Source organism: Mycobacterium sp. NTMscope_MAC_269 (genome assembly GCF_976985695.1).
This window is the reverse complement of the sequence record NZ_OZ335668.1, coordinates 4,628,478-4,652,066: the sequence shown is the minus strand read 5'-3', so window position 1 is coordinate 4,652,066 and position 23,589 is coordinate 4,628,478. Positions and strand designations below refer to the sequence as shown.

24 protein-coding genes are annotated in these 23,589 nt (G+C 68.4%); 8 read left to right on the top strand and 16 right to left on the bottom strand.

The annotated features are described in order from the left end of the window. Window positions 1–53: 53 nt before the first annotated feature. Together ACZ50Z_RS22045 and ACZ50Z_RS22040 are read right to left on the bottom strand one after the other, a co-directional pair. Window positions 54–815: an SDR family NAD(P)-dependent oxidoreductase gene (locus ACZ50Z_RS22045; protein WP_464485458.1), complete on the bottom strand. Its 762-nt coding sequence runs from the start codon at window positions 813–815 to the stop codon at window positions 54–56. Between the two features lie 75 nt (window positions 816–890). Further along, window positions 891–1,721 carry an alpha/beta fold hydrolase gene (locus tag ACZ50Z_RS22040; protein WP_464485457.1) on the bottom strand — a complete coding sequence of 277 codons (831 nt, stop codon included), beginning with the start codon at window positions 1,719–1,721 and terminating at the stop codon, window positions 891–893. A 67-nt stretch (window positions 1,722–1,788) separates the two neighbouring features. Between ACZ50Z_RS22040 and ACZ50Z_RS22035 the strand changes: the two genes are divergently transcribed. Next, window positions 1,789–2,397 (top strand): TetR/AcrR family transcriptional regulator, encoded by a 609-nt coding sequence (locus ACZ50Z_RS22035; RefSeq protein ID WP_464485456.1) that lies wholly within the window; start codon window positions 1,789–1,791, stop codon window positions 2,395–2,397. A gap of 8 nt (window positions 2,398–2,405) precedes the next feature. Here the strand turns inward: ACZ50Z_RS22035 and ACZ50Z_RS22030 are convergent, their stop codons facing one another. The 11 genes from ACZ50Z_RS22030 to ACZ50Z_RS21980 all read right to left on the bottom strand — a co-directional run bounded on the left by ACZ50Z_RS22030 (window position 2,406) and on the right by ACZ50Z_RS21980 (window position 14,366). Next, a complete protein-coding gene (locus ACZ50Z_RS22030) occupies window positions 2,406–3,032 on the bottom strand; it encodes a TetR/AcrR family transcriptional regulator (protein WP_464486352.1) in 627 nt (208 codons plus the stop codon). A gap of 35 nt (window positions 3,033–3,067) precedes the next feature. Continuing rightward, on the bottom strand, window positions 3,068–4,357 hold the full coding sequence (locus tag ACZ50Z_RS22025) for a lipase family protein (protein ID WP_464485455.1): 1,290 nt from the start codon (window positions 4,355–4,357) through the stop codon (window positions 3,068–3,070). A gap of 112 nt (window positions 4,358–4,469) precedes the next feature. Then, window positions 4,470–5,279: a polysaccharide deacetylase family protein gene (locus tag ACZ50Z_RS22020; protein ID WP_464485454.1), complete on the bottom strand. Its 810-nt coding sequence runs from the start codon at window positions 5,277–5,279 to the stop codon at window positions 4,470–4,472. A gap of 260 nt (window positions 5,280–5,539) precedes the next feature. Then, window positions 5,540–6,940 carry an alpha/beta hydrolase gene (locus ACZ50Z_RS22015; protein ID WP_464485453.1) on the bottom strand — a complete coding sequence of 467 codons (1,401 nt, stop codon included), beginning with the start codon at window positions 6,938–6,940 and terminating at the stop codon, window positions 5,540–5,542. 137 nt (window positions 6,941–7,077) lie between these two features. Then, on the bottom strand, window positions 7,078–9,357 hold the full coding sequence (locus tag ACZ50Z_RS22010) for a heavy metal translocating P-type ATPase (RefSeq protein WP_464485452.1): 2,280 nt from the start codon (window positions 9,355–9,357) through the stop codon (window positions 7,078–7,080). Continuing rightward, complete coding sequence (locus tag ACZ50Z_RS22005) at window positions 9,354–9,566, bottom strand: heavy-metal-associated domain-containing protein (RefSeq protein WP_464485451.1); 213 nt, start codon at window positions 9,564–9,566, stop codon at window positions 9,354–9,356. Before ACZ50Z_RS22005 ends, ACZ50Z_RS22010 begins: the two co-directional genes overlap by 4 nt. A gap of 65 nt (window positions 9,567–9,631) precedes the next feature. After that, a complete protein-coding gene (locus ACZ50Z_RS22000; protein ID WP_464485450.1) occupies window positions 9,632–10,402 on the bottom strand; it encodes an SDR family NAD(P)-dependent oxidoreductase in 771 nt (256 codons plus the stop codon). Beyond that, window positions 10,402–11,223 carry a mycofactocin-coupled SDR family oxidoreductase gene (locus ACZ50Z_RS21995; RefSeq protein WP_464485449.1) on the bottom strand — a complete coding sequence of 274 codons (822 nt, stop codon included), beginning with the start codon at window positions 11,221–11,223 and terminating at the stop codon, window positions 10,402–10,404. Before ACZ50Z_RS21995 ends, ACZ50Z_RS22000 begins: the two co-directional genes overlap by 1 nt. An 18-nt stretch (window positions 11,224–11,241) precedes the next feature. After that, a complete protein-coding gene (locus ACZ50Z_RS21990) occupies window positions 11,242–12,306 on the bottom strand; it encodes a hypothetical protein (RefSeq protein WP_464485448.1) in 1,065 nt (354 codons plus the stop codon). Then, window positions 12,296–13,456 carry a sulfotransferase family protein gene (locus tag ACZ50Z_RS21985; protein WP_464485447.1) on the bottom strand — a complete coding sequence of 387 codons (1,161 nt, stop codon included), beginning with the start codon at window positions 13,454–13,456 and terminating at the stop codon, window positions 12,296–12,298. The genes ACZ50Z_RS21990 and ACZ50Z_RS21985 overlap by 11 nt, the downstream gene beginning before the upstream one ends. Window positions 13,457–13,490: 34 nt before the next feature. Further along, a complete protein-coding gene (locus ACZ50Z_RS21980; protein WP_464485446.1) occupies window positions 13,491–14,366 on the bottom strand; it encodes an SDR family NAD(P)-dependent oxidoreductase in 876 nt (291 codons plus the stop codon). 139 nt (window positions 14,367–14,505) lie between these two features. Between ACZ50Z_RS21980 and ACZ50Z_RS21975 the strand changes: the two genes are divergently transcribed. Both ACZ50Z_RS21975 and ACZ50Z_RS21970 read left to right on the top strand, forming a co-directional pair. Then, the gene (locus ACZ50Z_RS21975; RefSeq protein WP_464485445.1) at window positions 14,506–15,471 is read left to right on the top strand and encodes a LysR family transcriptional regulator; all 966 of its coding nucleotides are present in this window, start codon (window positions 14,506–14,508) and stop codon (window positions 15,469–15,471) included. Window positions 15,472–15,509: 38 nt separating this feature from the next. Then, window positions 15,510–15,980, top strand: coding sequence for an SRPBCC family protein (locus tag ACZ50Z_RS21970; protein WP_464485444.1), 471 nt, complete (start codon window positions 15,510–15,512; stop codon window positions 15,978–15,980). Here the strand turns inward: ACZ50Z_RS21970 and ACZ50Z_RS21965 are convergent. Next, entirely contained in the window at window positions 15,968–16,540 is a 573-nt protein-coding gene (locus ACZ50Z_RS21965; protein WP_464485443.1) for a pyridoxamine 5'-phosphate oxidase family protein, read from the bottom strand. The genes ACZ50Z_RS21970 and ACZ50Z_RS21965 overlap by 13 nt on opposite strands. A 125-nt stretch (window positions 16,541–16,665) precedes the next feature. Between ACZ50Z_RS21965 and ACZ50Z_RS21960 the strand changes: the two genes are divergently transcribed. Together ACZ50Z_RS21960 and ACZ50Z_RS21955 are read left to right on the top strand one after the other, a co-directional pair. Continuing rightward, the gene (locus ACZ50Z_RS21960; RefSeq protein WP_464486351.1) at window positions 16,666–17,280 is read left to right on the top strand and encodes a TetR/AcrR family transcriptional regulator; all 615 of its coding nucleotides are present in this window, start codon (window positions 16,666–16,668) and stop codon (window positions 17,278–17,280) included. Window positions 17,281–17,349: 69 nt separating this feature from the next. Further along, a complete protein-coding gene (locus tag ACZ50Z_RS21955) occupies window positions 17,350–17,802 on the top strand; it encodes a YkgB family protein (protein ID WP_464485442.1) in 453 nt (150 codons plus the stop codon). Here the strand turns inward: ACZ50Z_RS21955 and ACZ50Z_RS21950 are convergent. Continuing rightward, complete coding sequence (locus ACZ50Z_RS21950) at window positions 17,726–18,400, bottom strand: TetR/AcrR family transcriptional regulator (RefSeq protein ID WP_464485441.1); 675 nt, start codon at window positions 18,398–18,400, stop codon at window positions 17,726–17,728. The two genes, ACZ50Z_RS21955 and ACZ50Z_RS21950, sit on opposite strands and share 77 nt — an antisense overlap. Before the next feature lie 142 nt (window positions 18,401–18,542). On the opposite strand from ACZ50Z_RS21950, the gene ACZ50Z_RS21945 reads away from it, so the two are divergent. The 3 genes from ACZ50Z_RS21945 (at window position 18,543) to ACZ50Z_RS21935 (ending at window position 22,630) form a co-directional block, all read left to right on the top strand. Then, window positions 18,543–19,166, top strand: a complete 624-nt coding sequence (locus tag ACZ50Z_RS21945) for a TetR/AcrR family transcriptional regulator (RefSeq protein ID WP_464485440.1) — start codon at window positions 18,543–18,545, stop codon at window positions 19,164–19,166. Window positions 19,167–19,259: 93 nt separating this feature from the next. Beyond that, window positions 19,260–21,059: a flavin-containing monooxygenase gene (locus tag ACZ50Z_RS21940; protein ID WP_464485439.1), complete on the top strand. Its 1,800-nt coding sequence runs from the start codon at window positions 19,260–19,262 to the stop codon at window positions 21,057–21,059. Then, entirely contained in the window at window positions 21,056–22,630 is a 1,575-nt protein-coding gene (locus tag ACZ50Z_RS21935) for a flavin-containing monooxygenase (protein WP_464485438.1), read from the top strand. The genes ACZ50Z_RS21940 and ACZ50Z_RS21935 overlap by 4 nt, the downstream gene beginning before the upstream one ends. Window positions 22,631–22,715: 85 nt before the next feature. Here ACZ50Z_RS21935 and ACZ50Z_RS21930 read toward each other — a convergent pair whose 3' ends face one another. Next, window positions 22,716–23,558: an SDR family oxidoreductase gene (locus tag ACZ50Z_RS21930; RefSeq protein ID WP_464485437.1), complete on the bottom strand. Its 843-nt coding sequence runs from the start codon at window positions 23,556–23,558 to the stop codon at window positions 22,716–22,718. Window positions 23,559–23,589: the final 31 nt, after the last annotated feature.

The window sequence follows — 23,589 nt, the reverse complement described above, 5'->3', positions numbered from 1 at the left end:
GAGACGAGACGGTCCGTCTTATAGTAGCGGCCCGGCCGCGGCCGGCGCGCCTCCTATCCGCCCACCATCATCAGGCCGCCGTCCACCGCCAGCAGTTGCCCGGTGATGAAGCCCGATCCGGGCCCGGCCAGAAAGACCAGCATCGGGCCGAGGTCGCGGGCGGGCTCCCCCAGCGTGCCGCCGAGCGGGATCATCATCTTCATCTGCTGGTCGATGAGCGCCGCGGCGTCCGGGCCGAGGAATTCCCGCAGCCGGTCGGCGCCCGGCGTCTGCACGGCGGGCGCCAGGGCGTTGACGGTGACGTTGTCGGCGGCCCAGGCCTTGGCGGCCGACCGGGTCCACGCCTGCACGGCACCCTTGGTCGCGGCGTAGACGGCCGAGATCGGGCTGCCCATAACGGCTTCCGACGAGCCGAAGTTGATGATCCGCCCGCCGGTGGGGTCTTGCTCCTTCATGACGGTGTAGGCGGCCTGGTTGGTGAGGATGGTCGCTTTGACGTTGGTGTCCAACAGGAAGGAGATGTCGTCGGCGCCGATGTAGCCGGGGATGCCCGCCTGCCAGAGCCCCGCGGCGTTCACCAGGACGTCGAGCCCGCCCAGGTGTTGCGCCGCGTCGGTGACCGTGGCCGAGATGCCGTCGGGATCACGCGCATCGCACTGGAACCACTTGGCGGCGAGGCCTTGGGGCGGCGGGGTCTGGTGATAAGTCGCGGTGACCTCGGCGCCCGCCTCGGTCAGGACCGCCACGGCGGCGGCGCCGATTCCGGTGGCGGCGCCGGTCACCAGGATTCGCCGGCCTCGCAGCATGTTTTCCATGCCCGCGAGCGTAACGCCACGGCGAAATCGCGCTCGAATTTTCGCCGTGGCGTTACGGCCGCGAGGCAGAAGGCTTTACGTGCGCACCGCGACCGTCGACAGCAGATCGGCGAGGTGGTCGGGTTGATCGATCATGGAGAAGGTCCGGGCTCCGGCGATCACCTCGAGGCGGGCGTCGGGAATGGTCGCCGCCAGTCGCGCGCCGTCCTCCTGCTCGAAGAACACGTCGTCGGCCGACCACGCGATGAGCGTCGGTTTGTCGAAGTCGCAGAGCCGGGCCGCCACCGTCGTCGTCACCTCGGGGCGCATCGAGAGGGTGAACTGGCGCAGGTCCTCGGCGACCTCCGGCAGCGACAGCGCCGGGCGCACCCAGAGTTCGGTGAGGTCGTCGATGTTGCGGTGCGCGAGGCCGTCGAACGCGCGCTTGCGCACGGTCGGCACCCGCATGGCCTGGGCGACGGCCCGGAACGTCGTCTTCGACTTGGCCGCCAGGATCACCGGTTTGAGGATCGGCGGTGGAAAGTGTTCGAACGCATCGCAACTCGTGAGTACCAGCGCGCCAAGCCGCTCGCGGTGGTGCACGGCCACCAGCTGGGTCACGACGCCGCCGGTGTCGTTGCCGACCAGCACCACGTCTTCGAGGTTGAGCGCGTCGAGCGCCTCGGCGACCATGCCGGCGACGCCGGTGATGGTTCGATCGGCGCGGCGGCGCAGCGGCTCCGGGTGCGCGCCCAGCGGCCAGGTCGGGGCGATGCACCGCAGGCCGCGGGCGGCCAGCCGTTCGCTGACCTGGCGCCACAGTTGGCCACCCATCATGTACCCGTGCACGAAGACGACGGGCCTGCCGTTCTCGGGTCCGGTTGCTTCGTAATGGATGGTTCCGGCACTAATGTCGATCGTCGACATATGGGACTCCTACGTCAGAGATACACTTACAAACAGGCTGCCTGTTCGTAAGTTACCAACAGGTTGTATGGAAAGCAAGAGACGCACCCAGGAGGAGCGCTCCGCGGCGACCCGCGAAGCGCTGATCGCGGCTGCCCGCAAACTCTGGGGCCTGCGGGGATACGCGGACGTGGGCACGCCCGAGATCGCCTCGGCCGCCGGGGTCACCCGGGGCGCGATGTATCACCAATTCGCCGACAAGGCAACGCTATTCCGTGAGGTCGTCGAAGTCGTCGAGCAGGATGTGATGGCGCGGATGGCCGTGGTGGTCGCCGAATCGGGGGCGGCGACGCCGACGGCCGCCGTCCGGGGCGCGGTCGATGCGTGGCTCGAGGTGTCCGCCGATCCCGAAGTGCGGCAACTGATCCTGCTGGACGCGCCGAGCGTGCTCGGCTGGGCGGCGTTCCGCGACGTCGCGCAGCGGTACAGCCTGGGCATGACCGAGCAGATGCTCACCGAGGCGATCCGGGCCGGCGAGTTGGCCGAGCAACCGGTGCGGCCGCTCGCGCACGTGCTGATCGGCGCGCTCGACGAGGCGGCGATGGTCATCGCGACCGCCGATGACCCGGACCGCACCCGCCGAGAGACCCGCGAGGTTTTGCACCGGCTCATCGACGGCATGTTCGACACGCGCTGACGAGGCGGTCAGTCACCGCGGACGTGCGCGACGCCGGCGATGACGCCCTGGATGAGCCGGTCGAGGTGCTCGGGGTCGCCGACGGAGGGCTGACCCGCGACGAAGGTCAGCATGATTCCGTTGATGAAAGCCAGGGTGGCGATCGCCTGGTCGTCGACCAACGCCGGGTCCGGGGTGCTGCCCTCGGGGTGCCATTGGGTGACGACGTCGCGGGCCAGGGCGTAGAGGCGGTCCGCCGACTCACTCAGCACCGCAGCCAGTTCCGGGTCTCGGCCGGCCAGCAGCGCCAGCTCGTAGCGGGCCTTGGCGCGGGTCAGCCACGGTTCGCTGTTCACGTACATGACGATGCGGGCCAGCCCCGCGGTGCCGGTGAACTGGGTGGCGTGGTCCTCGGCCAGCTCGGCCATCATCGAAAAGTCGGCGACGTCGAGTTCGGACAGGCGGGTGGCCATGGCGTGCACCAGCGCCTTGCGGGTCCTGAAGTAGAACGATGTGGTGCCCGCCGGCACGCCGGCGTGCTCGTCGACTTTCGGGTGACTGACGCCGTGCACCCCGTTGCCGCCCAGCAATTCGATCGCGGCGTCAGTGAGTTGGCGGCGCCGCTCGGGCGCGTTGTGCTTTCTGCGTGCAGCGATACGCCCAGTTTATCGGCGCCGACCTCGGCCCCGCTTTAGAACTGTCCGCAGTTCGGTGTGGTCGGCTCCCCGTTGAAACGGGCCGCGATCCACTGCATCGCCGGTTCGCCGTCGACCAGCATCGGCAGCGCGTGGTTGATGACGAGCTTGTTGAGGAAGGGTGGCTCCTCATTGGAGCGGAATTCGACGTCGGCGTCCTGGGCGCACCAGTCGCGGCCGAGTTGGTTGGCCGCGGTCCACGGCACCAGCGGGTCGTAGCGGTTGCTGTTGATCAGCACCGGCGCGTTGGGTTTGTAGCGCCCGATCCGCTGCGCCTCGAACAGGCTGCTGAACGGCTCCTCGTTCACCAATTGATTGATGTCCTCGGTGAAGTAGGGCTGGATGTGGCGAAACATGAAGTCCAGCAAGGTCTGCCCGACGCACTGGCGCGATACCGATTCCAGCATCGCCAACCCGCGCGGGGTCATCTTGGAGCGGATGGTGTCGGCGAATTCCGGGTAGGCGGCCATCACGCTGTTGAGCGCGTATCCGACGACGCCGACCAACGCGCTGCCGTCGGCATAGGGCAGCAGTTCCTTGAGGTTGGCGGGCGGCGCCCCGGCGTAGGTGCCCACGATATGCAGCTCGGGGGCGTACTGCGAGGCGAGCTCGGCCGCCGACGCCGTCGCGCCGCCGCCCTGCGAATAGCCCCAAAACGCCACCGGCCCATGCGGATCCAGCGACGTGTCGGGCAGCCGCATGGCGGCGCGGGCGGCGTCGAGCACGGCCTGTCCCTCGGCCACCCGGCCCACATACGTGTGCATGGGCGCGGTGCCCAGGCCCTCGTAGTCGGTCATCACGATGGCGAACCCACGCGCGACCATGGTGGCGACGAACAGCTCCTCGTAGTTGAACATGATGTCCCAGCCACCCGAATAGTGGATGCCCTGGTTGAACATTCGCGACGGCGCACACTGATTGCCCTGCCCCTGGGTGCCCGGTGCGTAACTGATCAACGGGCGCGGCCCGCCGCCGGGCCAGTCGTTGTAGGGCTCGAAGTAGGTGCCCGTCACCGCGATCGGGTTCCCCCGGGTGTCCGTGCTGCGATACATGATCCGCGTGCCGGTCGCCATGATCGCGCCCAGTTGGCCCGACGGTTCGAGCACCAGTCGCGACGGCTCGGCGCGGATCAGGTCGCCGGGTTGGCCGGGTGGCAGCGGATCCGGCGCGGCGTAAAAGTCCGCGTACTGTGGCTCGTCCCCGCCGTCGGCGCGTGCAATTCCGGCTCCCACCAGTGCCGACGCAATTATCAGCAGTACTGTTAAAACGCCCCCGCCCCGATGCATTACGGAACGGTAACAATGGACCGCCCGCCAGCGGAAGAGCAATCTCTAATTTTTTAGAGATTGGCCGATCCTTAACGGTGATTCCGGTCGGAGAATTGCCAGACGGCCGCCGTCAGGGCGTCTTCAGGAACACGTCGTTGAGGGTGACGGTGCGAAGGTTTCGGTCGCGGATGATGTCGACGAGCTGCGGATAGACGTGGGTCACGGGCAGATGATTGAGGTGTCCGATCACGATGGCCTGGGGCGTGAAGTACTGGTCGGCCATCTGCACGATGTAGTCCTCGGTGATCAACGTCGAATCCGATAGCGAACCCGACCACAGGGTGGGGACCTTGTAACCGAGGTCGGCGGCCACGGCATCCACGGCGGCGTTGCGCTTGGCGTAGGGCGGGCGCCAGTACGGTTTCGCGCCGATGCCGTACGTCTTCTTCAAGAACGCGTCGTTACGCGAGAGCTGTTCGGCGACTTGCTCTTTGGTCAGCGTGGTCAGGTCCGGGTGTGACCAGGTGTGGTTACCGAGTTGGATCTGCCCGCTGTCGACCAACGGCCGAAGCAGCTCGGAGTTTTCGGTCCACGAGTCATAGACCCCGTTCACGAAATACGTCAGCCGCACCCCGGTGTCCTTGGCGAACTGCGTGTAGGCGCGCACCACTTCGCTGTTCACACCGTCGTCGACGGTCAGCGCGAGCAGATCGCCCTCGCCGGGGATCTTCATCAGCGCGCCCCCGCCCGGCAGCGGGATGCGGGCGCTGAGCGGCGGGGGCGGCAGCAGCGCCTGCGGCGCGGTCGGACCGGAAGTCGGTATGTCGACCCCGGGCGTCTGGGCGAACGTACGCGGCTGCGGGTCGACGATGAGGCGCGCCGCCCCGACGCCGGCAACGACCGACGCGGCAAGAGATCCGAGGAACTGGCGGCGATTCATGGCTGCGACGCGGCGATGTCGATCAAAGGGAAGCTCGGGCCCACGAATGGCGAATTCGGACCGGTTATTCGAAATTGGATGATGGCGCGTTGCGTCGCAAGCGCGTCCCCGCAAGGACCGCCGTTAGCGCAAAACACCGAGGCCACAGCAGCGAACCGTACCATTCGCAGGCCCGATAAGTCGGCTGCGTTACGGGAGGGTCAGCTGTCAATTCTCGGCGGCGGCCATCGCGGCCACCGAAGGCGAATGACCAGCGGCAATTAATGCGGTTCGCCGGCGCCGCCGTGCGGCAATTGCACGGGTTCGGCGTCCGGAGTTCCGAGCGTAGAGGCCAGCCACGGCAGGGCGGTGGCAAACGCCTGGGCGGCAAACGGCCAATCGTGCTTACCCTCCTGGGTGACCACCGCACACACGATGCCATGGGCGGTGCCGACCGCGCACAGCGACCTCGCGGCGGCGTCCTGGCCCTCGGGGTTGGCGGCCGCATCGGCCGAATCGGTGCTGGAGGCGGCGAGCGTGGGGCCGGCTTGTCCGGCGACGTTGTGCGGTGCCGAGGAGACGGGCACGTCGAACCATCCGGACAGGTCGGCGTAGTGACCGTGCTTCGTCATGACGGTGACCGGGTCGAAGGCGGCCCACGCGGCCTCGTTCCCGTCGAACAGCCGGGCGACGGATTGGTCTTTGGAGCCGACATTGGGGCCGCGGTCGCCCGCGATGTCCACGAACGCGCTGAACAGCTCCGGATGCATGACGGCCAGGTCGACGGCGCAGGTACCGCCCATCGACCAGCCGGCGACGCCCCAGTTGGCGCGATCCGCGCTGACGCCGAAGTTCGACACCGTGAACGGGATGACGTCCTTGGCCAGGTGGTCGGCGGCGTTGCCGCGGGGGCCGTTGACGCACTCGGTGTCGTTGTCGAACGAGCCGGTCGGATCGACGAACACCAGCACCGGCGAGAACCCGTGATGTGCGGCGGCGAAGTTGTCGACGGCGGTGAAGGCACCGCCGGGGCCCAGCCAGTCGGCCGGGGTGTTGAAGGCCGAGCTGACCATCATCACGGCCGGCAGCCGCGGCGGGGGATTGCTGTTGAACCATGCCGGGGGCAGGTAGACCAACTCGCGCCGGTGAGCGAAGTGGGAGGCGGAGGCGTCGATGTCGACCGGCACCACGACGCCCTTGGTCGGCCTCGTCCCCGCGATCTGCATCTCGGTGACCCGCAGCCGGTCGATCTGGTCGGGCAACGGCACCGATGTCAGCTGATTCCACGCGGCGAGCGCGGTGGGGAAGTAGCCCACCCAGCCGTTCAGTGCCATGCCCGCGCACAGGACGCACAGCGGTATCGACAGCACCGCGAGTCCGCGGCGCCACCAGCGCACGCCCCGCCAACCCACCAGGAACACCGCGGCGGCCAGGCCGGTCATCGCGATCCACAACCACAGCGTCGTCGGCGCCGGGTCCCCGGCCACCCCGAGCGATGTGATGTACCACCGCGACAGCACGGTCACGGCGACGGCGGCGATCAACGCCACGGGCAGCACCCGCTTGAGCCAGCTTCGCGCGCGCCATTGGATGGCGACGATCAGCACGAGTAACGCCAGGCCCTGCACGGCCGGCGGAAACCAGCCATGTAGCAGGGACAGTTGCCCGAAGAACTGCTCCAACGGTCGTGACCTTTGCTAGTTCGATCGCTGTGCGAGGGTGCGGTGAATGCCACAGGGCCGGTGGGGGTCTTGGCAGACGGCGGCCGGACCCACTATCCCATACGATCGCGGCCCGCCGGCCCAACGCTGGGCCCGGTTCACGGGTCGGTGATGACACTGGTGAACGCGCGCAGCCGCAGGCTGTTGCCGACGACGAGAACGCTGGAGAGCGCCATGGCCGCGCCGGCCAGCATCGGGTTGAGCATGCCCAGCGCGGCGAGGGGGATCGCGGCGAGGTTGTAGCCGAACGCCCACACCAGGTTGGCCTTGATGGTGGAAAGCGTCCGGCGGGAGAGCCGGATCGCCTCGGTGGCCGCGCGCAGGTCGTCGCGGATGACGGTGAGGTCGGCCGCCTCGATCGCGACATCGGTGCCGGCGCCCATTGCCAGGCCCAGATCGGCGGCGGCCAGTGCGGCGGCGTCGTTGACACCATCGCCGACCATGGCGACCACCTTGCCCCCGGCTTGCAAACGTTTGACGGCTGCGACCTTGTCGGCGGGCAGCGCCTCGGAGATCACCTGGCCGATCCCGAGTTCGTCGGCGATGCGGCCGGCGACGGTGTGGTTGTCGCCGGTGAGCAGCACCGGGGTCAGGCCGAGTCGCCGGAATTGGCGGACGGCTTCGCCGCTGGTCGGTTTGACGGTGTCGGCGACCACCAGGAGCCCGCGGGCCACGCCGTCCCAGCCGACGGCGACGGCCGTCCTGCCCTCGGCCTCGGCGCCGGTTTTGGCCGCCGTGAGCGCGGGGTCGAGGCGCACACCGCGCTCGCTCAGCAGGCTCGCGCGCCCGACGACGACGGCGTGACCGTCGACCGTGCCGTGCACGCCCATGCCGTGGACTCCCGTGAAGTCGGCGGGCGCGGGCAGCGCGCCGAGTTGCGCCGTGGCGGCCCGGGCGATGGCCCGCGCGACGGGGTGTTCGGAGGCCGCTTCCAGGGCGCCGGCGTAGCGCAACAGCGTGGCGCGGTCGGTTCCCGCCCCGGCGATCACGTCGACCAGGATCATCCGGCCGGTGGTGACGGTGCCGGTCTTGTCGAGCACGATCGTGTCGATCCGCCGGGTGGACTCCAGCACTTCGGGCCCCTGGATGAGGACGCCGAGCTGGGCCGCCCGGCCGGTGCCGACCAGGAGCGCGGTCGGAGTCGCGAGGCCCATCGCGCATGGGCAGGCGATGATCAGCACCGCGACGGCCGCCGTCAGCGCGGTGGTGGGCGAGAAGCCCGCCGCGAGCCAGCCGCACAGGGTTGCGACCGCGAGCACCAGGACGACGGGAACGAACACGGCCGAGACGCGGTCGGCGAGCCGCTGCACCCGGGCCTTGCCGGATTGGGCCCGCTCGACGAGTTTGGCCATCTGCGCCAGCTGGGTGTCGTCGCCAATCCCGGTGGCGCGCACGACAAGCCGGCCGCCGGCGTTGACGGTGCCGCCGGTGACCGCGTCGCCCTCGCCGACCTCGACGGGCACGGACTCGCCGGTCAGCATCGAGGCGTCGACGGCCGAGGAACCCGCGACGACGACCCCGTCGGTGGCGATCCTTTCGCCGGGACGTACGACGAATTCGTCGCCGACCGCCAGCCGCTCGATCGGGATGCGGGTCTCGGCGCCTTGAATGTCGGGGCGCAGTACCCCGACGTCCTTGGCGCCCAGCGCCACCAGCGCGCGCAGCGCGTCCCCGGCGGACCGCTTGGCCCGCTTCTCGAAGTACCGGCCGGCCAGAACGAACAGCGTCACGCCGGCGGCCACCTCGAAGTAGACGTGGCACGGCGCGTCATCGCGGCCAACGGTGAACTCGAAGGCGTGCTGCATACCCGGCTCGCTGGCCGTCCCGAGGAACAGCGCGTAGAGGGACCACAGGAATGCGGCCAGGGTCCCGATCGAGACCAGGGTGTCCATGGTGGCGGCGCCGTGTTTGAGGTTGGCCCAGGCGGCTGCGTGGAAGGGCAGCCCGCACCACGCGACGACCGGCGCGGTCAACGCCAGCGATACCCAATGCCAGTGGTGAAACTGCCACGCGGGAACCATGGCCATGGCGATCACCGGGACGGCCAGCACGGCGGCGGCGATCAGCCGACGGCGCAGCGACGTCAGCTCAACGTCGCGCACCGGCGAGCGTCGCGCCACGGCCGCCGCGTAGCCGGCCTTTTCGATCTCGGCGATCAGGATCCGCGGTTCGTACCCGGCGGGGGCGCTGACGGCGGCCTTCTCGGTCGCGTAGTTGACAGTGGCGGCGACGCCGTCGAGCTTGTTGAGTTTCTTTTCGATCCGGGCCGCGCAGGCGGCGCAGGTCATTCCGGTGATCTCGAGCTCGATGGGGGAGGTGGCGGCCGACGTGTCCTCGGGGAGGGTGCCCTCGTCGGCATGCCGTGGGGGCGTGCTCATGCGACCAGAACGGCCTCGTAGCCGGCCTCGTCGACCGCGATGAGGACGGCGTCCGCGTCGATGGGCAGCGCGCTCGTGACGACGAGCCGGCCGGTGTCGGCGCTGACCGTCACGCCGTCGACGCCGGGGATCTGGGCGACCTCGCTGCGGACGGCGGCCTCGCAGTGCCCGCAGCTCATCCCGCTCACCTGATATTCGCTGGTGGGCATGCCGCTCCTTCTCGATACCCCGCTGCAGTCTTGACCCCACCATTCTGCCTGCCCGGCGGTTCGGGCTACTGCCGCAGGTGTGACCCGCCGCCGATGTACCACACCTGGCCGGTGATCCACTCGGCCTCGCCGGAAAGCAGGAACGCGGTGATCGCCGCGAGGTCGTCCGGCCTGCCCAGCCGGCTGGTCTTGCCGAATGTCAGGAAGGCCTGCTGGAGCGCGACGTCGTTCTGCCGCTCCTGGGTTTCGCCCATCACCAGGCCGGGCATGACGCCGTTGCTGCGGATGTTGTGTTTGCCCCAATTGACGGCCACGTGGCGGGTCAGGTGATTCACCGCCGCCTTCGAGGCGCCGTAGGCGACGTGCATGGGGTCGCTGCCCAGGGCCGCGCCCGACGAGGTGTTCACGATGCTGCCCCCGCCCCGGGCGAGCAGGTGCGGCAGGACCGCCCGGATCGTGCGGACGTACCCCATCAGGTTGACGTCGAGCGTGCGTTGCCAGACGTCCAGCTCGGTATCGAGAATGGTGGTGTCGCGTCCCAGGTTGTCCTCGGCCAGGTCGGCGCCCACGTTGTGCAGGCCGTCGATGCTCCCGAACTCGTCCAGCGTCGCCTCGACGAGGCGCCGCACGGATTGTTCGTCCGCAAGGTCGAATTCGACGGCGATCGCCCTGCCGCCGGCCGCCTCGATCCGCTCGGCGGTCGCGGTGGCGCCCGCGATGTTGTTGTCGCCGACGGCCACGCGGGCGCCTTCGGAGGCAAGGCGTTCGGCGGTGGCCGCACCGATCCCGGTGGCGCCGCCCGCGACCACGAATGTCTTGCCGGCCAGGCCGCGCATCACACGTACCCGACGCCGATGTCGACCGAAACCTGGGTCGCGGTCACCAATCTGGATTGGTCGGAGGCCAGCCACGCGACGGCGTCGGCGATGTCCTCCGGCTGCGCAATGCCCTCGGGCAGTAGCGGTTTGTGCATGCCGCGCAGGTGCGGGTAGTCGTCGGCGGCGGCCTGCAGCGCTTGGCGCATCCGGCCGGTGCCCATCGGGGTGGCGACGGCGCCGGGGTTGAGGCTGTTGACGCGAATGTTGTACCGGCCGAGCTCGGCGGCGAACGCGCGCGCCATGCCCACGACGGCGTGTTTGCTTGCGGTGTAGTGGATCATGAACGACTGCATCTTGATGCCGGCCGCCGAGCCGATCAGGATGATCGACCCGCCGCGGCCGCCGTCGATGATGTGCCGCACCCCCGCCATCACGGTGTTCCAGGTGCCGATCACGTTGGTGTCGATGGTGTCCCGGAACGCCTGTGCGCTGATCTGATCCCAGGGCGCGGGGCTGCAGATCCCGGCGTTGGCGACGATGACGTCGAGCCGGCCCAGCTCGCCGACCGCCTCGTGCACGGTGGCGGACAGCGCGTCCAAGTCGCGAATGTCGGCCTCGGCCGTGACGATCCGCCGTCCGTTGGCGCTCACCAGCGTTGCGGTTTCGGCCAGATCGTCGGGCGTCGGCGAGTCGTAGGGGACGCTCGGCGGCAGCGGCCCGGCGAGATCGACCGCGATGATGTCGGCGCCCTCGGCCGAAAGGCGCACGGCGTGTGCCCTGCCCTGCCCGCGCGCGGCGCCGGTGATCAGCGCGACCTTTCCCGAAAGTGACTGGCTCATGTGTGGTGTCGCTTCCCTTCAGTCGCGCGCGATCTTGTCGAGCGGGTTGGAGCGTTCCAGCATGCCGTACGTTTCTTCGCCGTCCCATCGGTAGCGCACGCCGGCCTGCTGGACGGCGGGAAACTCGGCCATCTCCTGTTTGAGGGCGTGCATGGAGTACATGTCGTCGTCGTGGTGGACATCGTGTGTGGAAAACACTGTCTCGCCGGAGATTTCGACGAGGCCTGCGGCGGTCTCCAGCACCAGCGATGCGTCCTCGCCGAGTGGTCGCAGGCGGGTGAGCCACGGCGCCCGCACCGCCCGCGCCGGGACGAGGCCGCCGTCACCGGTGAAGATGAATCCCTCGTTGAAGGTGGGCTGGCCGTCGGCGCGCGGCGGGTAGGCGATGTAGCCGAAGGCGCGGCCGCTGCCGAACACGGCCGACTGCCAGCAGTGTCCCCAGAAACCGGCGAGCTTGCGCACCCCGGTGCGACGGATCCGCAGGCCGCTCCCGGTGAACGTGTGGCGTTCCCCGGGGGCCTGGAATTCCCCTGTGGCGGTGAATAATTGCTCGTACCGCGGCCCGCCCATGATTTCGCCGACCGCGGTGGTCTTCAGCTGGGTGTCGGCGTCGGCTTGCAGCGTGCCCTGGACCCACGGGGGCACCGCCATCTTCGCCTCGACGCGGAAGCCGATGTCGACCGTCGGGCCGTCCTTCTTGCCGGCCACCAGGTCGGCCGACGAGGTCTGCACGGCCGGCCCGTCATACGACATCGTCCAGGTGCCGAAGGGTTCGAGGCATTCGAACGCCAGCCCGCCGGCGCCGAGCACGACTGCCCGCCCGTCGGCGCCGCGGGCGGGCAGCGACGGCCCGTTGGTGCGCAGCCGGTACACCCGCCCGTCGGGAAACGCGGCGTTGACTTGGATGTCGTGCGAGTCCCAATTGGCCCCCACCGCCTCGATTCCCACGCGCGGCAGGCCGATCTCGCCGCGATCATCGACGACCCAGAAACTGACCGAGTCACGCATCTCCGGATCCTCGGGGCGCTGCGCCAGCACGTACTCCCGCGACGGATCGATGCCGCCGGTGAGGTCAACCGCCATTGCTCTTCTCACTCCTTACGTTTGCGTGCCGCGTCCACCGCCGCGCGCAATCCACGTAACGCGCGAACCGGGGCCGAACCTCCTCGAAATCGATACCGAACTCCGCGGGGTCGGCGTGCGAGCTCGGCTCGCGCTCCGCGGCGGCGTGCTCCCACCAACTGTGCATCCGCGAATCGAACTCGTCGGACACCGGCGCGCCCAGCCAGGCGTACAGGCCGGCGACCTCGCCGACCGGGTCAGCCTGCATGGCCCGAAAGTCGATGTCGTAGAAGCGATCCTGCGCTCCGGCCGCGCGGAACTGCAGCGCCCGCTCCATGCCCAGCGACCAGTGCTCGACGTTGAGCCGACCGATGTAGCGGCGGTCGATCCGGCTGTTGAACGTCCCGATGATGTCGGCATACAGATCGGCCACGGACAACAAGACGTCGGTGGGATCGCGATGGGTCATCACGAAGCGCGCGTCCGGGAACACCGCGTCCACGGCGTCGAGCCACAACACGTGCGACGGGCACTTCAATCGCCACGGCCGTTGCGGTTCGCCCCATTGCAGCAGCTGCATCACCCGCCGCTGATAGCGAAATGTCGAGGTGAGATCGGCGTGCTCCACCAGCCACGTTGAATACGAGGGGATTTCGGCGAACGACTGGAAGATGTGCGACTTGAAGTCGAGCGCCATCAGTTCGTGGCACTCCATCGGCCCATGCGTGTCGCCGGGGACGTGGCGACGGGTGCCGACCATCTCGCCCTTGTCGGCCGGGACGCGGGGATCAACGCCCCGCACCGTCGACGGCGGCGGACAGGGTTGCGTCGACTCCCACCCGCGCAGGTACCGCACGTCGGGATCCTGGGCCAGCAGCATCGACAGCGCGGTGGATCCGGTCCGGGGCAAGCCCAAGCCCACCAGCGGTGCGCGGATGGGCACGTCACCGATCTCCGGGTGCCGCCGAAACCAGTCCTCGACCTGTAGCCGCTGCGAGAGATATCCCGAGAGGCGTTGGCGCAGAAACGCTTTCCCATGATCGTTCAGGTGCGCCTCGTCGCGCAACGCGCACAGCAGGACGTCCAGTCCCTCGGTGAAGGAGTCGTCGCCGAAGTCGGCGAGGCCGGTCCGCGCCGCGGCCTCCTCCATCAGCTCACCGGGTGTCAACACGGGTTCTCCCTCGTGAAAGACGCTGTAGCAGCAGTCATCCCATCCACTGCCCGCCGGCGACGTCGATGGTCTGTCCGCACAGGTAATCGGCCGCCTCGGAGGCCAGGAACGCGACCATGTTCGCGGCTTCCTCGGGCAGCGACGCGCGCCCCAGCTGGACCTGGTGGGTGATCGCTTCCTGGATGGCGCCGCGGCCGGCGCGCTGCTTGTCGTCCTGAGGATCGAGCAAGTACTGCCGCATCTCCGGCTTGATCATGATGCCCGGCGCCACGCCCAACACGTTGACGCCGCGCAGCGCGACCTCGTGAGCGAGGTTACGGGTAAACCCGATGACCCCGGCCTTGCACGCGTTGTACACGACCAGGCCGCGCTGCTGGATGCGGCCGCCGACCGACCCGATGTTGATGATCTTCCCCGAGCCCTGGGCAAGCATGTGCTGCAGCGCGGCGTGCGCCCCGTACATCATCATCGTCAGGCTGCCCAGCACCGTGTAGTCGATGTCGTCTTTGGTCTGCTTCTCGAACGGACCCGCGGCCACCATCACCGGGTTGTTGACCATGATGTCGAGGCCACCGAGTTCGCCCTGGGCTTGTGCCACCGCGCCGTGCACCTGATCCCAGTCGGACATGTCCGCCTTGACGGGGATTGCCCGCACCCCCCAGCGCTGCTCGACCTCCTTGGCGCGGCGTTCGACCTTCTCGAAGGTGCGGCCGATGAGCGCGACCTCGGCGCCGCAGCCGGCCAGCCGGTTGGCGATGGCCTGTCCCAGACCGTCGCCGCCGGCACCGGTGACGAAGGCCTTCTTGCCGGACAGGTCCATCAGTTCGGTGACGCGCTTGCCGACGATGTGCTCCGGTAAGCGATCCAACCCGAGCAGCTGCACCCAGTCCTGTTCGTCCTGAACCGTCATCGTCGTCCTCTCTTCAGCCAGACCGGGACGGCATCGCCGGCCCACCTCGCTGACCATATGGCCACCTCACGGCCAGCAGGTAATACCAATTCGGGAAACTTGTCATGCCGCATTTGTATGGCTGGTAGATGTGGAGCCGATGGACACCCATCGCCTCAAGTACTTCCTGCGGATCGCGGAGGAAGGCTCGATCACCCGCGCGGCCGCGGTGCTGGGCGTTGCCCAGCCGGCGCTGAGTCGCCAGATCCGGCTGCTGGAGGAGGACCTCGGCATCACCCTGTTCGAGCGGACCCGGCGGGGTGTGCATCTCACCGAGGAGGGCGAACGGCTGCGCTCCTCGACCGCCGCTCCGCTGCGCCAGCTCGAGCTCGCCGTCCGGTATGCAGGATCGCCGTTGGCGCGCATCGAGCGCGGACTGCTGTTCGGCATGGCACCCACCGCCGCCGGCGTCCTGGCGGCGCCACTGGTGGCCAGCCTGGGTGCCGCGTTCCCGAATGTCCATGTCCACGTCGCCGTGGCCGAGACCGACGATCTGGTGCAGCGCCTGCTCAAAGGCGCGATCGACCTCGCGGTGATCAACCCGGTCTCCGATGACCGGCTCTTCTACCGGCACCTGGTCGTCGAGGACCTCGTGCTGGTCGGCGGCCCCGCGTCGGAGCTCTCGCCCGCCAACCCGATCCGCTTCACCGAGCTCGCCAAGCTACCGCTCGTCATGCCCACCGCGCTGACCGGCATCCGAAACACGTTGGAGAACACCGCGCTACGGCTCAAAGTCGCCATCACGGCCCGCTTTTCGACCGATTCGGTGGAGGTGTCCAAGCATCTGGTCGAGGCGGGGCTCGGCTACGCTGTGCTGCCGATGGCAGCGTGCGGCGCCGACGTGGAGGCCGGACGGCTGCGGTGGACGTCGATCTGCGAACCCCGGATCAACCACCAGCTGGGCGTGGCCGCCACCGCGGCGCTGGAGCTGCCCCGCGAATTCGCGGCGAAGATCGGGATCGTGTTGCGCGAAGAGATCGCGCGGTTGACCAAATCCGGCTTCTGGCCGGCGCGTTTCGAGCCGTCGCCGGTGTGGGATCCGAACATCCCCGAGCCGCGGAACTGAACGGGATTACGCTGCCGGTTAGCGGAAAGGAGATCGCAATGACCGTCACCGTCGTCGACCGGGGGCCCCGCCAGGTGAGCCGCAGAGTCCAGGTGGCCGCCCCGGCGGCCGAGCTGTACGCCATCGTCGCCGACCCGCGGCGTCACCACGAACTCGACGGGTCGGGCACGGTGCGCGACAACATCACCATGCCACCGCAACTCCTTGAGGGCTCGAAGTTTTCGACGAGCATGAAGATGTTCGGTTTGCCCTACCGCATCACCAGCACGATCACCGCGCTGACGCCGAACGAAGTGATCGAATGGCGCCACCCGTTGGGGCACCGCTGGCGGTGGGAATTCGAGGCGCTCTCACCGACCCTGACGCAGGTCACCGAGACGTTCGACTACCGCGATGCCGGTGCGCTCAAGAACAAGCTGAAGTACTACGAGCGGATGGGTTTCGCCAAGGCGAACGGCTCGGGGATCGAGGCGACGCTGACCAAACTGCGGGATCGCTACGCGGGGTAATCAACACCCGCGGGATCGGCTGCGTCCCAGGGCATTACACCGGACACCCAGTGGCTCAGCTCCGAGGCCTGGTCGTTGCGGTGCAGGTGGCGCGGGGGCGTCGCGTAGGTGGAGTAGGGCCGGCACCGGATGACGACGCGGTTCTCGCGTTCGCACATCGCCTGGATGTGCGGGCGGGCTTCGTCGCCGAGTGGCTGGCCGGACATTCGGCCGGCGACCGCCAGCATCACGTCGACCGCCAGATCCAGGTTTTCCTCGACGGTGGCGTCGGCGTAGACCTGCAGGTAGGCGAACGGCCACCGCTCGTCGAGGACGCACAGGCTCACTTTGCCGTCACGTTCGACGACGCGGGCCTTGCCCCTGCCGGCCATGGTGGAGACGAGCAATTCGTCGGTGTCGGTGGGGATGTAGTACACGACCGACATGGCCGGGCCGTCGGTGCGGCGACGGTAGCCGAACACGCAGGTGCGATGCGTGCGCACGAACTCGCGTCGCTCGGAGGGAAGCATGTCCCGGTCGGTCGGAGCGGTGTAGGGCTCTGCGGCCAGGGGAAGGAGCATGACGAATTCTCCTTGCTGTCAAGGGGGTTGAATCGGAAAATATTTATGGATACAGTGTCTTCATAATGTATGAAGATGTCAATCGGTCGCGGCCGCGGCGTTCCCGCGGCCGGCCGGCCCTGCCGATGGACCGCATCCTGGGCGCGGCCGTCGAACTCCTCGACGAAGAAGGGGCGGACGCGGTGTCGATGCGGGCGTTGGCCCAGCGCCTGGAATCGGGCACCGCCACGCTGTACCGCCACTTCTCCAATCGGTCCGAATTGGTGTCCCTGGTGATCGACCAGATACTCGGCGAGGTCGACCTCGCCGCGGAGGCGCTGGCCGCCCTACCGTGGCAGGAGGCGTGTATCACGTTCTCACAACACATGTTCGACGCGTTGCGCAGGCATGGCAATGTCGCACCACTGCTGATCGAGTACACGCCGATGGGACCCAATGCCCTGGCCAATCGCGAGCGATGCCTGGCGGTCCTGCTCGACAACGGCTTTGTCCCCGCGGTCGCGGCCCACGCGTATGCCACGCTGGCCCGCTACGTGCTGGGCTTCGCGATCCAGCTATCCGGGGCGACGGCGGGCGGCGATCAGCAGCACGCCGAACTCGCGGCGGCGTTTCAGCGGCTCGATCCGTCGCGCTATCCCGCGACCGTCACTGTGGCCGACCAGCTTCCCGTTCCGTTGGCCGATGAGTTCGCTTTCGGGTTGCGGCTCATCGTCTCCGGGCTCGAACGACTGCGCGAGTGAACGCTTTCGCCGCGTGAACCGTGGGTTGGGTTGGATGACCGCTTTCCCTCCCCGAAAGGACACGTCTCGATGAGCGATCACACGCTGAGCCGGTGGGGCCAACTCCTCAGCCGTTACGGCCTGGTGGTTGTCCTGGCGTGGATCGGAGTGGGCAAGTACGTGAAAATGGAATCCCGCGTGCTCATCCAGCACAGCCCGTTGATGAGCTGGCTCTACGACGTTTTCAGTGTCACGTTCGTCGCGCGGGCCCTCGGGACGATGGAAATCGTTGCCGCCCTTCTCATCGCGCTGCGGCCGTGGTGGCCGCGGGTCTCGGTGGCGGGCAGCGCGCTGGCGGTGGTGCTGTTCTTGGGCACGGTGAGTTTCTTGTTCACCACCCCCGGTGTGTTCGCGACCCACGCCCACGGCATCCCGGTCCTCTCGGCGCTGCCCGGCCAGTTTCTGCTCAAGGACCTGGTGTTACTCGGTGTCGCCTTCTGGACGCTGGGTGACTCACTGGGCGCGCAAAGAGCGAGCCCCTGAGCAGTTCCTTGGCCGAATCCAGGGTGGCCGCATAGGCATCCGGACCCAGGTTCGCCGCCCGTTCGGTGAGACCGCGGGCCAGTGCGTGGATCGCGTTCGCCGCGGCACCCGGATCGGTGTCTGCGGGCAGCGCGCCGCGTGCGTGGGCATCCTCGACAATCTCAGTGATGATGTCGCGCAACGCCTTCAGCCCGGAATACGGCGCCCGGTTGCCGCCGCGGTGCTCGTTGCCCGCCACCCGGATCGCGCGCTCGAAGGCGGCCAGGTACGGATAGTCGTGCAGCAACCGACTCGACTCGTCCAGCACCGCCACCAGGCGATCGACGACGTCGCCGTCCTGCCCGGCGGCGGACCGTAGCCGGGGGAGTGCGATGCGTTCCATTTCGCTGACGGTGGCGCCGAGCAATTCCGACTTGTTCGGAAAGTAGTGATACAGGCTGCCGCTGGTCATATCGGCGGCCCGGGCGATCTCGCGAATCGTCGTGCGGGCGTAGCCCGTCTCGGCCACACAGCGCATCGCCGCGGTGATGATGCGCGCGCGGGTCTGCTCACCGTCGGCCCCGACCGGCCGGCCCAGTTGCGACGCCTTCGTGGCCATACCGAGCGTTACCCGCCGCCGGGCCGTTGGTCACGCACTGCGCACCTCCGCGCCAAACCTTCGGGGGAAATTGATCGTTCGATTATATTCGATGTGTCGGCCGCCGGCCGACGGACAGGATGCGGCCAGTGGAGGTAGTGCCGTGACGCGGGCGCAGCTCGGACGCCCGGTTGGTGCCAGCGGCGAGGAAACCCGTCAGCGGATCATCGTCGCAACCATGCGATGCGTGGCCTCCGCGGGCTACGCCCGCGCGACGATCCGCGAGATCGCCCGCACCGCCAACGTCACCAGTGCGAGCCTGTACAACTACTTCCCGAACAAGTCCGAGCTGATGAAGGCCGCGGTGGCGGCGCGGACCGACGTCGCCGTCCCGCGGCTGCGTCAGGCGGCCGCGCGTCCCGGCGAGACCGTTGCGCGAATAGAAGCGGTCCTCGACGAGTCGGGCCGGCTGATGCGCGAGTACCCCGACCTCGCGGCGTTCGAGTGGGTGATCCGGGCGGAGAGCGCGATCGCCCTTGACGCGCACGAGGCGGGCAACTCGGGGTTTCGGGCATTCCGCGAAATCATCGACGGCATCGTCGACGACGCTTTCCGCACCGGCGAGCTCGCCGGTGATCGGCACAGCGTCGTCGAGGCGCTCTACGCGCTGATCTACGGGCTGGTCGAGTTGGCCGCGACGTTGCCGGCCGAGAACTACCACGCGGCGCTGACCTCGGCCAAGGGGCTGATCAGAGGCACTCTCCTCGCCGCCGAGCGGCGGCCCTAACGGCCGGCCAAGGCGGCCGATGCCACGAACGATCCCTTGATATGATCAAGCGATTGATTATATAGTCGTGGCCACGGAGAGGAACCCGAGTCCGTGACTGAGACCGTTGGCCAGGCTCTAGACGTCGATGCGCTGCGACGCAGGTATGCCGACGAACGCGCGCGCCGATTGCGCGCGGACGGCATCGCCCAATACGTGGAGATGACGGGCGCGTACGCCCGATTCGCCGAGGACCCGTGGGTGGACGGGGACGTTGCCCGTGAGCCGCTCACCGACGATGTCGATGTGGCCGTCATCGGCGCCGGGTTCGGCGGGCTGCTGACCGGGGCCCGGTTACGCCAGCTCGGTGTGCGGGGCGTGCGGCTGATCGACAGGGCTGCCGACGTCGGCGGCACCTGGTACTGGAACCGTTATCCCGGAATCGCTTGTGACGTCGAGTCGTACGTGTACATGCCGTTGCTCGAGGAGCTCGGCTATACCCCGACCGAAAAGTACGCCAAGGGCCCCGAGATCTTCGCGCATTGCCAGCGCATCGCCCGGCACTACGACCTCTACCGCGACGCCTGTCTGCGGACCGAGGTGCGTGAAATCCGTTGGGATCAAGGCGAATCGCGCTGGATCATCCGTACCGATCGGGGCGACGAAATGCGGGCCAGGTTCGTGTCCATGGCCAACGGATACCAGGCCAAGCCCAAGTTGCCGGGCATCGAGGGCCTGGGCGACTTCGGCGGGCACGCCTTTCACACCAGCCGGTGGGACTACGCCTACACCGGGGAGCATTTGCAGAACCTGGCCGGCCTGCGGGTCGGCATCATCGGAACCGGCGCCACCGCGATCCAGTGCGTCCCGCACCTCGGCGCGGCGGCGGGGCGGCTCTACGTGTTCCAGCGCACGCCGTCGTCGGTGGACGTGCGGGCCAATAGCGCCACGGATCCGCAGTGGGCCAGCGACTTACGGCCCGGGTGGCAACGCGAACGCATCCGGAACTTCCAGATCCTCACCGCCGGTGGCCAGGCCGACGAGGATCTGGTCGCCGACGCCTGGACGAGCATCACCCGCAAGCTCCCCGTCATGCGTCACGACGATGACGGCCTCAAGGATCCCGAACAACGCGGCCGCGACATCGAGCTGGCCGACTTCGCCAAGATGGACGAGATCCGGGCACGGGTCGACGCGATCGTCGCCGACCCCGCCACCGCCGAGGCGCTCAAGCCGTGGTACGGCTACTTCTGCAAACGACCCTGCTTCCACGACGAGTACCTGCAGACGTTCAACCGTGACAACGTCACGCTGGTGGATACCCAGGGGCGCGGGGTGCAGCGCATCACCGACGCCGGCGTGGTGGTCGACGGGGTCACCTACGAACTCGATTGCCTCATCTTCGCAACGGGTTTCGAGGTGGGCACCGACTATTGCCGGCGCACCGGATTCGAGCTGATCGGCCGCGACGGGAGGACGCTGACCGAACACTGGGACGACGGCGTGCGCACCTTCCAGGGACTGTGCACGACCGGATTCCCGAACTGTTTCATCGAGAGCATCGCCCAGGCCGGCCTGACGGTCAACTTCCCGTACCTGCTCGACGTGCAGGCAACCCATGTCGCGTGGATCATCGCGGCCGCACTCGCCGGCGGCATCACCGAACTCGAGGCCGGGCCCGGCGCCGAAGCCGCCTGGGTCGAGACGGTGGTGGCGCGGTCGGTGGCGAGTGCGGAGCGCGCCAAGACGTGTACGCCCGGCTACTACAACCGGGAGGGGAAGGCCGACGCCAAGACCCGGCAGGGCAGCTTCTTCTTCGGGGCGCCCACCGAATACGCCGACATCCTGCAGCAGTGGCGCGCCGACGGGGACCTGGCGGGGCTGCTGGTCCGCCGCGCCCAGGACGGGCCGTGACAAGCCGAAAAGCCCGGCGGCTCTACGCCGTTGGGCGGGCGCGCGCGGCGACACGGCGTCGACCATCGCCGCGGGTGGCGATTATCGGCGCGGGGTTCGGCGGTTTGGGTGCCGCCGTCGCGCTCCGCCGCGCCGGCATCGACGACCTGGTGATCGTCGAGGGCGCCGACGGCGTCGGCGGCACCTGGCGACGCAACACCTATCCCGGCGCCGCCTGCGACATCCAGAGCCACCTGTACTCGTTTTCCTTTGCGCCCAACGCATCCTGGAGCCGCACGTATGCCCGGCAGCCCGAGATCCTGGCCTATCTCGAATCGGTGGCCGACGATTTCGATCTGCGCCGCCACCTCATGCTCGACACCGCCGTGCGATCCCTGCACTGGGACCCGGGCGCCGGGGCGTGGCAGTGCCGATTGCAGCGCAGCGGCGTTTCCAGCACGTTGACCGCCGACGTCGTCGTGTGCGCCGTCGGGCTGTTCGGCTCGGTCAAGCTGCCCGACATCGACGGCCTGGCGGGCTTCGCCGGCCCGGTACTGCATACCGCGCAGTGGGATCACCACCTCGATCTGGCGGGACGCAACGTGGCGGTGATCGGGACCGGCGCCAGCGGGGTACAGCTGGTGCCCGAACTGGCGAAGACCGCCGGACACGTCACGGTCTTCCAGCGCACCCCACCGTGGATGGTGCCCAAGGACGACCGACCGTACAGCGCAAGCGAATTGGCGCGTTTCAAACGCAACCCCGTCGCGCTGCGCCGCACGCGGTGGCAGATCTGGAAATTCCAGCATGACAACACCGCGACGTTCGCCGACGATCCCGTGGTGACCGCGCGCACCCAGATCGCGGCGTCGTTTCTGGATCGCACCGTCGACGACGAGCCGCTGCGGCGGGCGCTGACGCCCGGCTATCCATTCCGTTGTAAGCGAGTGTTGTTGGGCGACGACTATTACCGGGCGCTGCAGCGGAAAAACGTCGAATTGGTCACCGACCCGATCGCGCGGATCGGTGAATCGTCGGTGATCACCGCGCCGGGTCGCGAAATCGACACTGACGCGATCATGCTGGCGACCGGGTTCGAGACGTCCCGCTACCTGTCCGGCATCGAGGTCACCGGCGCCGGCGGGCGCCTCCTGCACGAGCACTGGGGTGACGATCCCTGCGCCTACCTGGGAGTGGCGGTCAGCGGCTTCCCGAACTTCTTCATGCTCTACGGCCCCAACACCAATCAGGGTGGCAATTCGATCGTCTACATCCTCGAGGCCGGGGCGCGGCTGGTCGCCAGCGCGGTGAGCCGGCTGGCACGCCGAGGCGGTTACCTCGACGTGCGTCCCGAGGCCGAAAAGCGGTTCAACGACCGGCTTTCCGCGGACCTGGAACGCACCATCTGGACGCAGTGCGACAGCTACTTCCGTTCGCCCACCGGCCGCATCGTCACCCAATGGCCCTATACCGAGCTGGACTACGCCCGCCGGACCTGGCGGCTGCGACGCCGGGAGTGGACACACCGTAGACCCGCCTCGACGAGCAATGGTGCGGACCTCGCCGACGCCAAAAGTAGCTGTGCTCGCTGAGTGCGTCGACCGTGGGTGCTACGTAGGGATTGTGACTACGTCTCGTCCATAGCGCCCACGCTCGGCGAGCGGGGCATAGGCGCCTTCAGGCCGAGCTGGCCGCTGCCGCCCTGGCCCGCTCGGTCATCGACGCGATCACGCCGCCGTCGTTGAGGATGTCGGTGCCGGTGAGATAACCGGCCTTCTCGCTGGCACAGAAGGCGAGCAGCTCGCCCATTTCCTCCGGCTTGCCCCACCGCGGGACCGCGGCGTCGGCCACCATCGCGCCGGCCCCGGCCTGCTCCTCGAGCCTGCCCATCTCGGTGTCGATCGACCCCGGGGACACCGAGACGATGCGCAGGCCGCGCGCGTTGAAGCGCTCCGCCTGCGACTGGCTGTACCACTTCACGAAGGTCTTGCTCAGGGCGTAGGCGAGGCCGGGCCGCGCGTCCTCGGGGGCGATGTCGCACGCGGTCAGCATGCCCGCCATGAACGCGTCACTGTCCTGGAGCGCGAGCGGAAATTGGTCCGCGGGAACGATTTCCGCGGGCAGCATGTGCGCCGCCATCGAGGCCACGTTGACGATCACCGCGCCCTCGCCGGCGAGGGTGTAGAACTCCTCGTCGACGTTGACGGTGCCGACCGCGTTGGTCCGCATGACGTAGTCGGCGGGACCCATGCTCGGGCTCACCCCCGCGGTGTGGATGACGGAGACGACCGTTCCGAGGTTGGCGGCGGTGGCGAGCAGATCCGCGACGGCTCGCCGGTCGGTGACGTCGCAGTTGACGACCGTGGGAGTGATCCCGAGGTCGCCCAGGGTGGTGGCGGCGGCTTGCAGCCGGTCCTGGCGGACGTCGCAAAGCACCACGGTGTGGTCGCGTCCGACGATTTTCGCGGTGGCCAAGCCCATGCCACCCGCGCCGCCGGTGATTACGGACACTCGATTCATACCTGGACCGTATACGGCGCCTGGCCGCAAG

Coding starts and splice junctions, on each gene's coding strand:
- ACZ50Z_RS22000 (WP_464485450.1), bottom strand. CDS start 10,402: ATGCGCGGCCTGGCCGGCAAGACATTCGTGGTCGCGGGCGGCGCCACC.
- ACZ50Z_RS22010 (WP_464485452.1), bottom strand. CDS start 9,357: ATGAGCACGCCCCCACGGCATGCCGACGAGGGCACCCTCCCCGAGGAC.
- ACZ50Z_RS21975 (WP_464485445.1), top strand. CDS start 14,506: ATGGACACCCATCGCCTCAAGTACTTCCTGCGGATCGCGGAGGAAGGC.
- ACZ50Z_RS21995 (WP_464485449.1), bottom strand. CDS start 11,223: ATGAGCCAGTCACTTTCGGGAAAGGTCGCGCTGATCACCGGCGCCGCG.
- ACZ50Z_RS21930 (WP_464485437.1), bottom strand. CDS start 23,558: ATGAATCGAGTGTCCGTAATCACCGGCGGCGCGGGTGGCATGGGCTTG.
- ACZ50Z_RS22025 (WP_464485455.1), bottom strand. CDS start 4,357: ATGCATCGGGGCGGGGGCGTTTTAACAGTACTGCTGATAATTGCGTCG.
- ACZ50Z_RS21990 (WP_464485448.1), bottom strand. CDS start 12,306: ATGGCGGTTGACCTCACCGGCGGCATCGATCCGTCGCGGGAGTACGTG.
- ACZ50Z_RS21980 (WP_464485446.1), bottom strand. CDS start 14,366: ATGACGGTTCAGGACGAACAGGACTGGGTGCAGCTGCTCGGGTTGGAT.
- ACZ50Z_RS21950 (WP_464485441.1), bottom strand. CDS start 18,400: ATGGCCACGAAGGCGTCGCAACTGGGCCGGCCGGTCGGGGCCGACGGT.
- ACZ50Z_RS21970 (WP_464485444.1), top strand. CDS start 15,510: ATGACCGTCACCGTCGTCGACCGGGGGCCCCGCCAGGTGAGCCGCAGA.
- ACZ50Z_RS22035 (WP_464485456.1), top strand. CDS start 1,789: ATGGAAAGCAAGAGACGCACCCAGGAGGAGCGCTCCGCGGCGACCCGC.
- ACZ50Z_RS22020 (WP_464485454.1), bottom strand. CDS start 5,279: ATGAATCGCCGCCAGTTCCTCGGATCTCTTGCCGCGTCGGTCGTTGCC.
- ACZ50Z_RS21965 (WP_464485443.1), bottom strand. CDS start 16,540: ATGCTCCTTCCCCTGGCCGCAGAGCCCTACACCGCTCCGACCGACCGG.
- ACZ50Z_RS21955 (WP_464485442.1), top strand. CDS start 17,350: ATGAGCGATCACACGCTGAGCCGGTGGGGCCAACTCCTCAGCCGTTAC.
- ACZ50Z_RS21960 (WP_464486351.1), top strand. CDS start 16,666: ATGGACCGCATCCTGGGCGCGGCCGTCGAACTCCTCGACGAAGAAGGG.
- ACZ50Z_RS22045 (WP_464485458.1), bottom strand. CDS start 815: ATGGAAAACATGCTGCGAGGCCGGCGAATCCTGGTGACCGGCGCCGCC.
- ACZ50Z_RS22005 (WP_464485451.1), bottom strand. CDS start 9,566: ATGCCCACCAGCGAATATCAGGTGAGCGGGATGAGCTGCGGGCACTGC.
- ACZ50Z_RS22040 (WP_464485457.1), bottom strand. CDS start 1,721: ATGTCGACGATCGACATTAGTGCCGGAACCATCCATTACGAAGCAACC.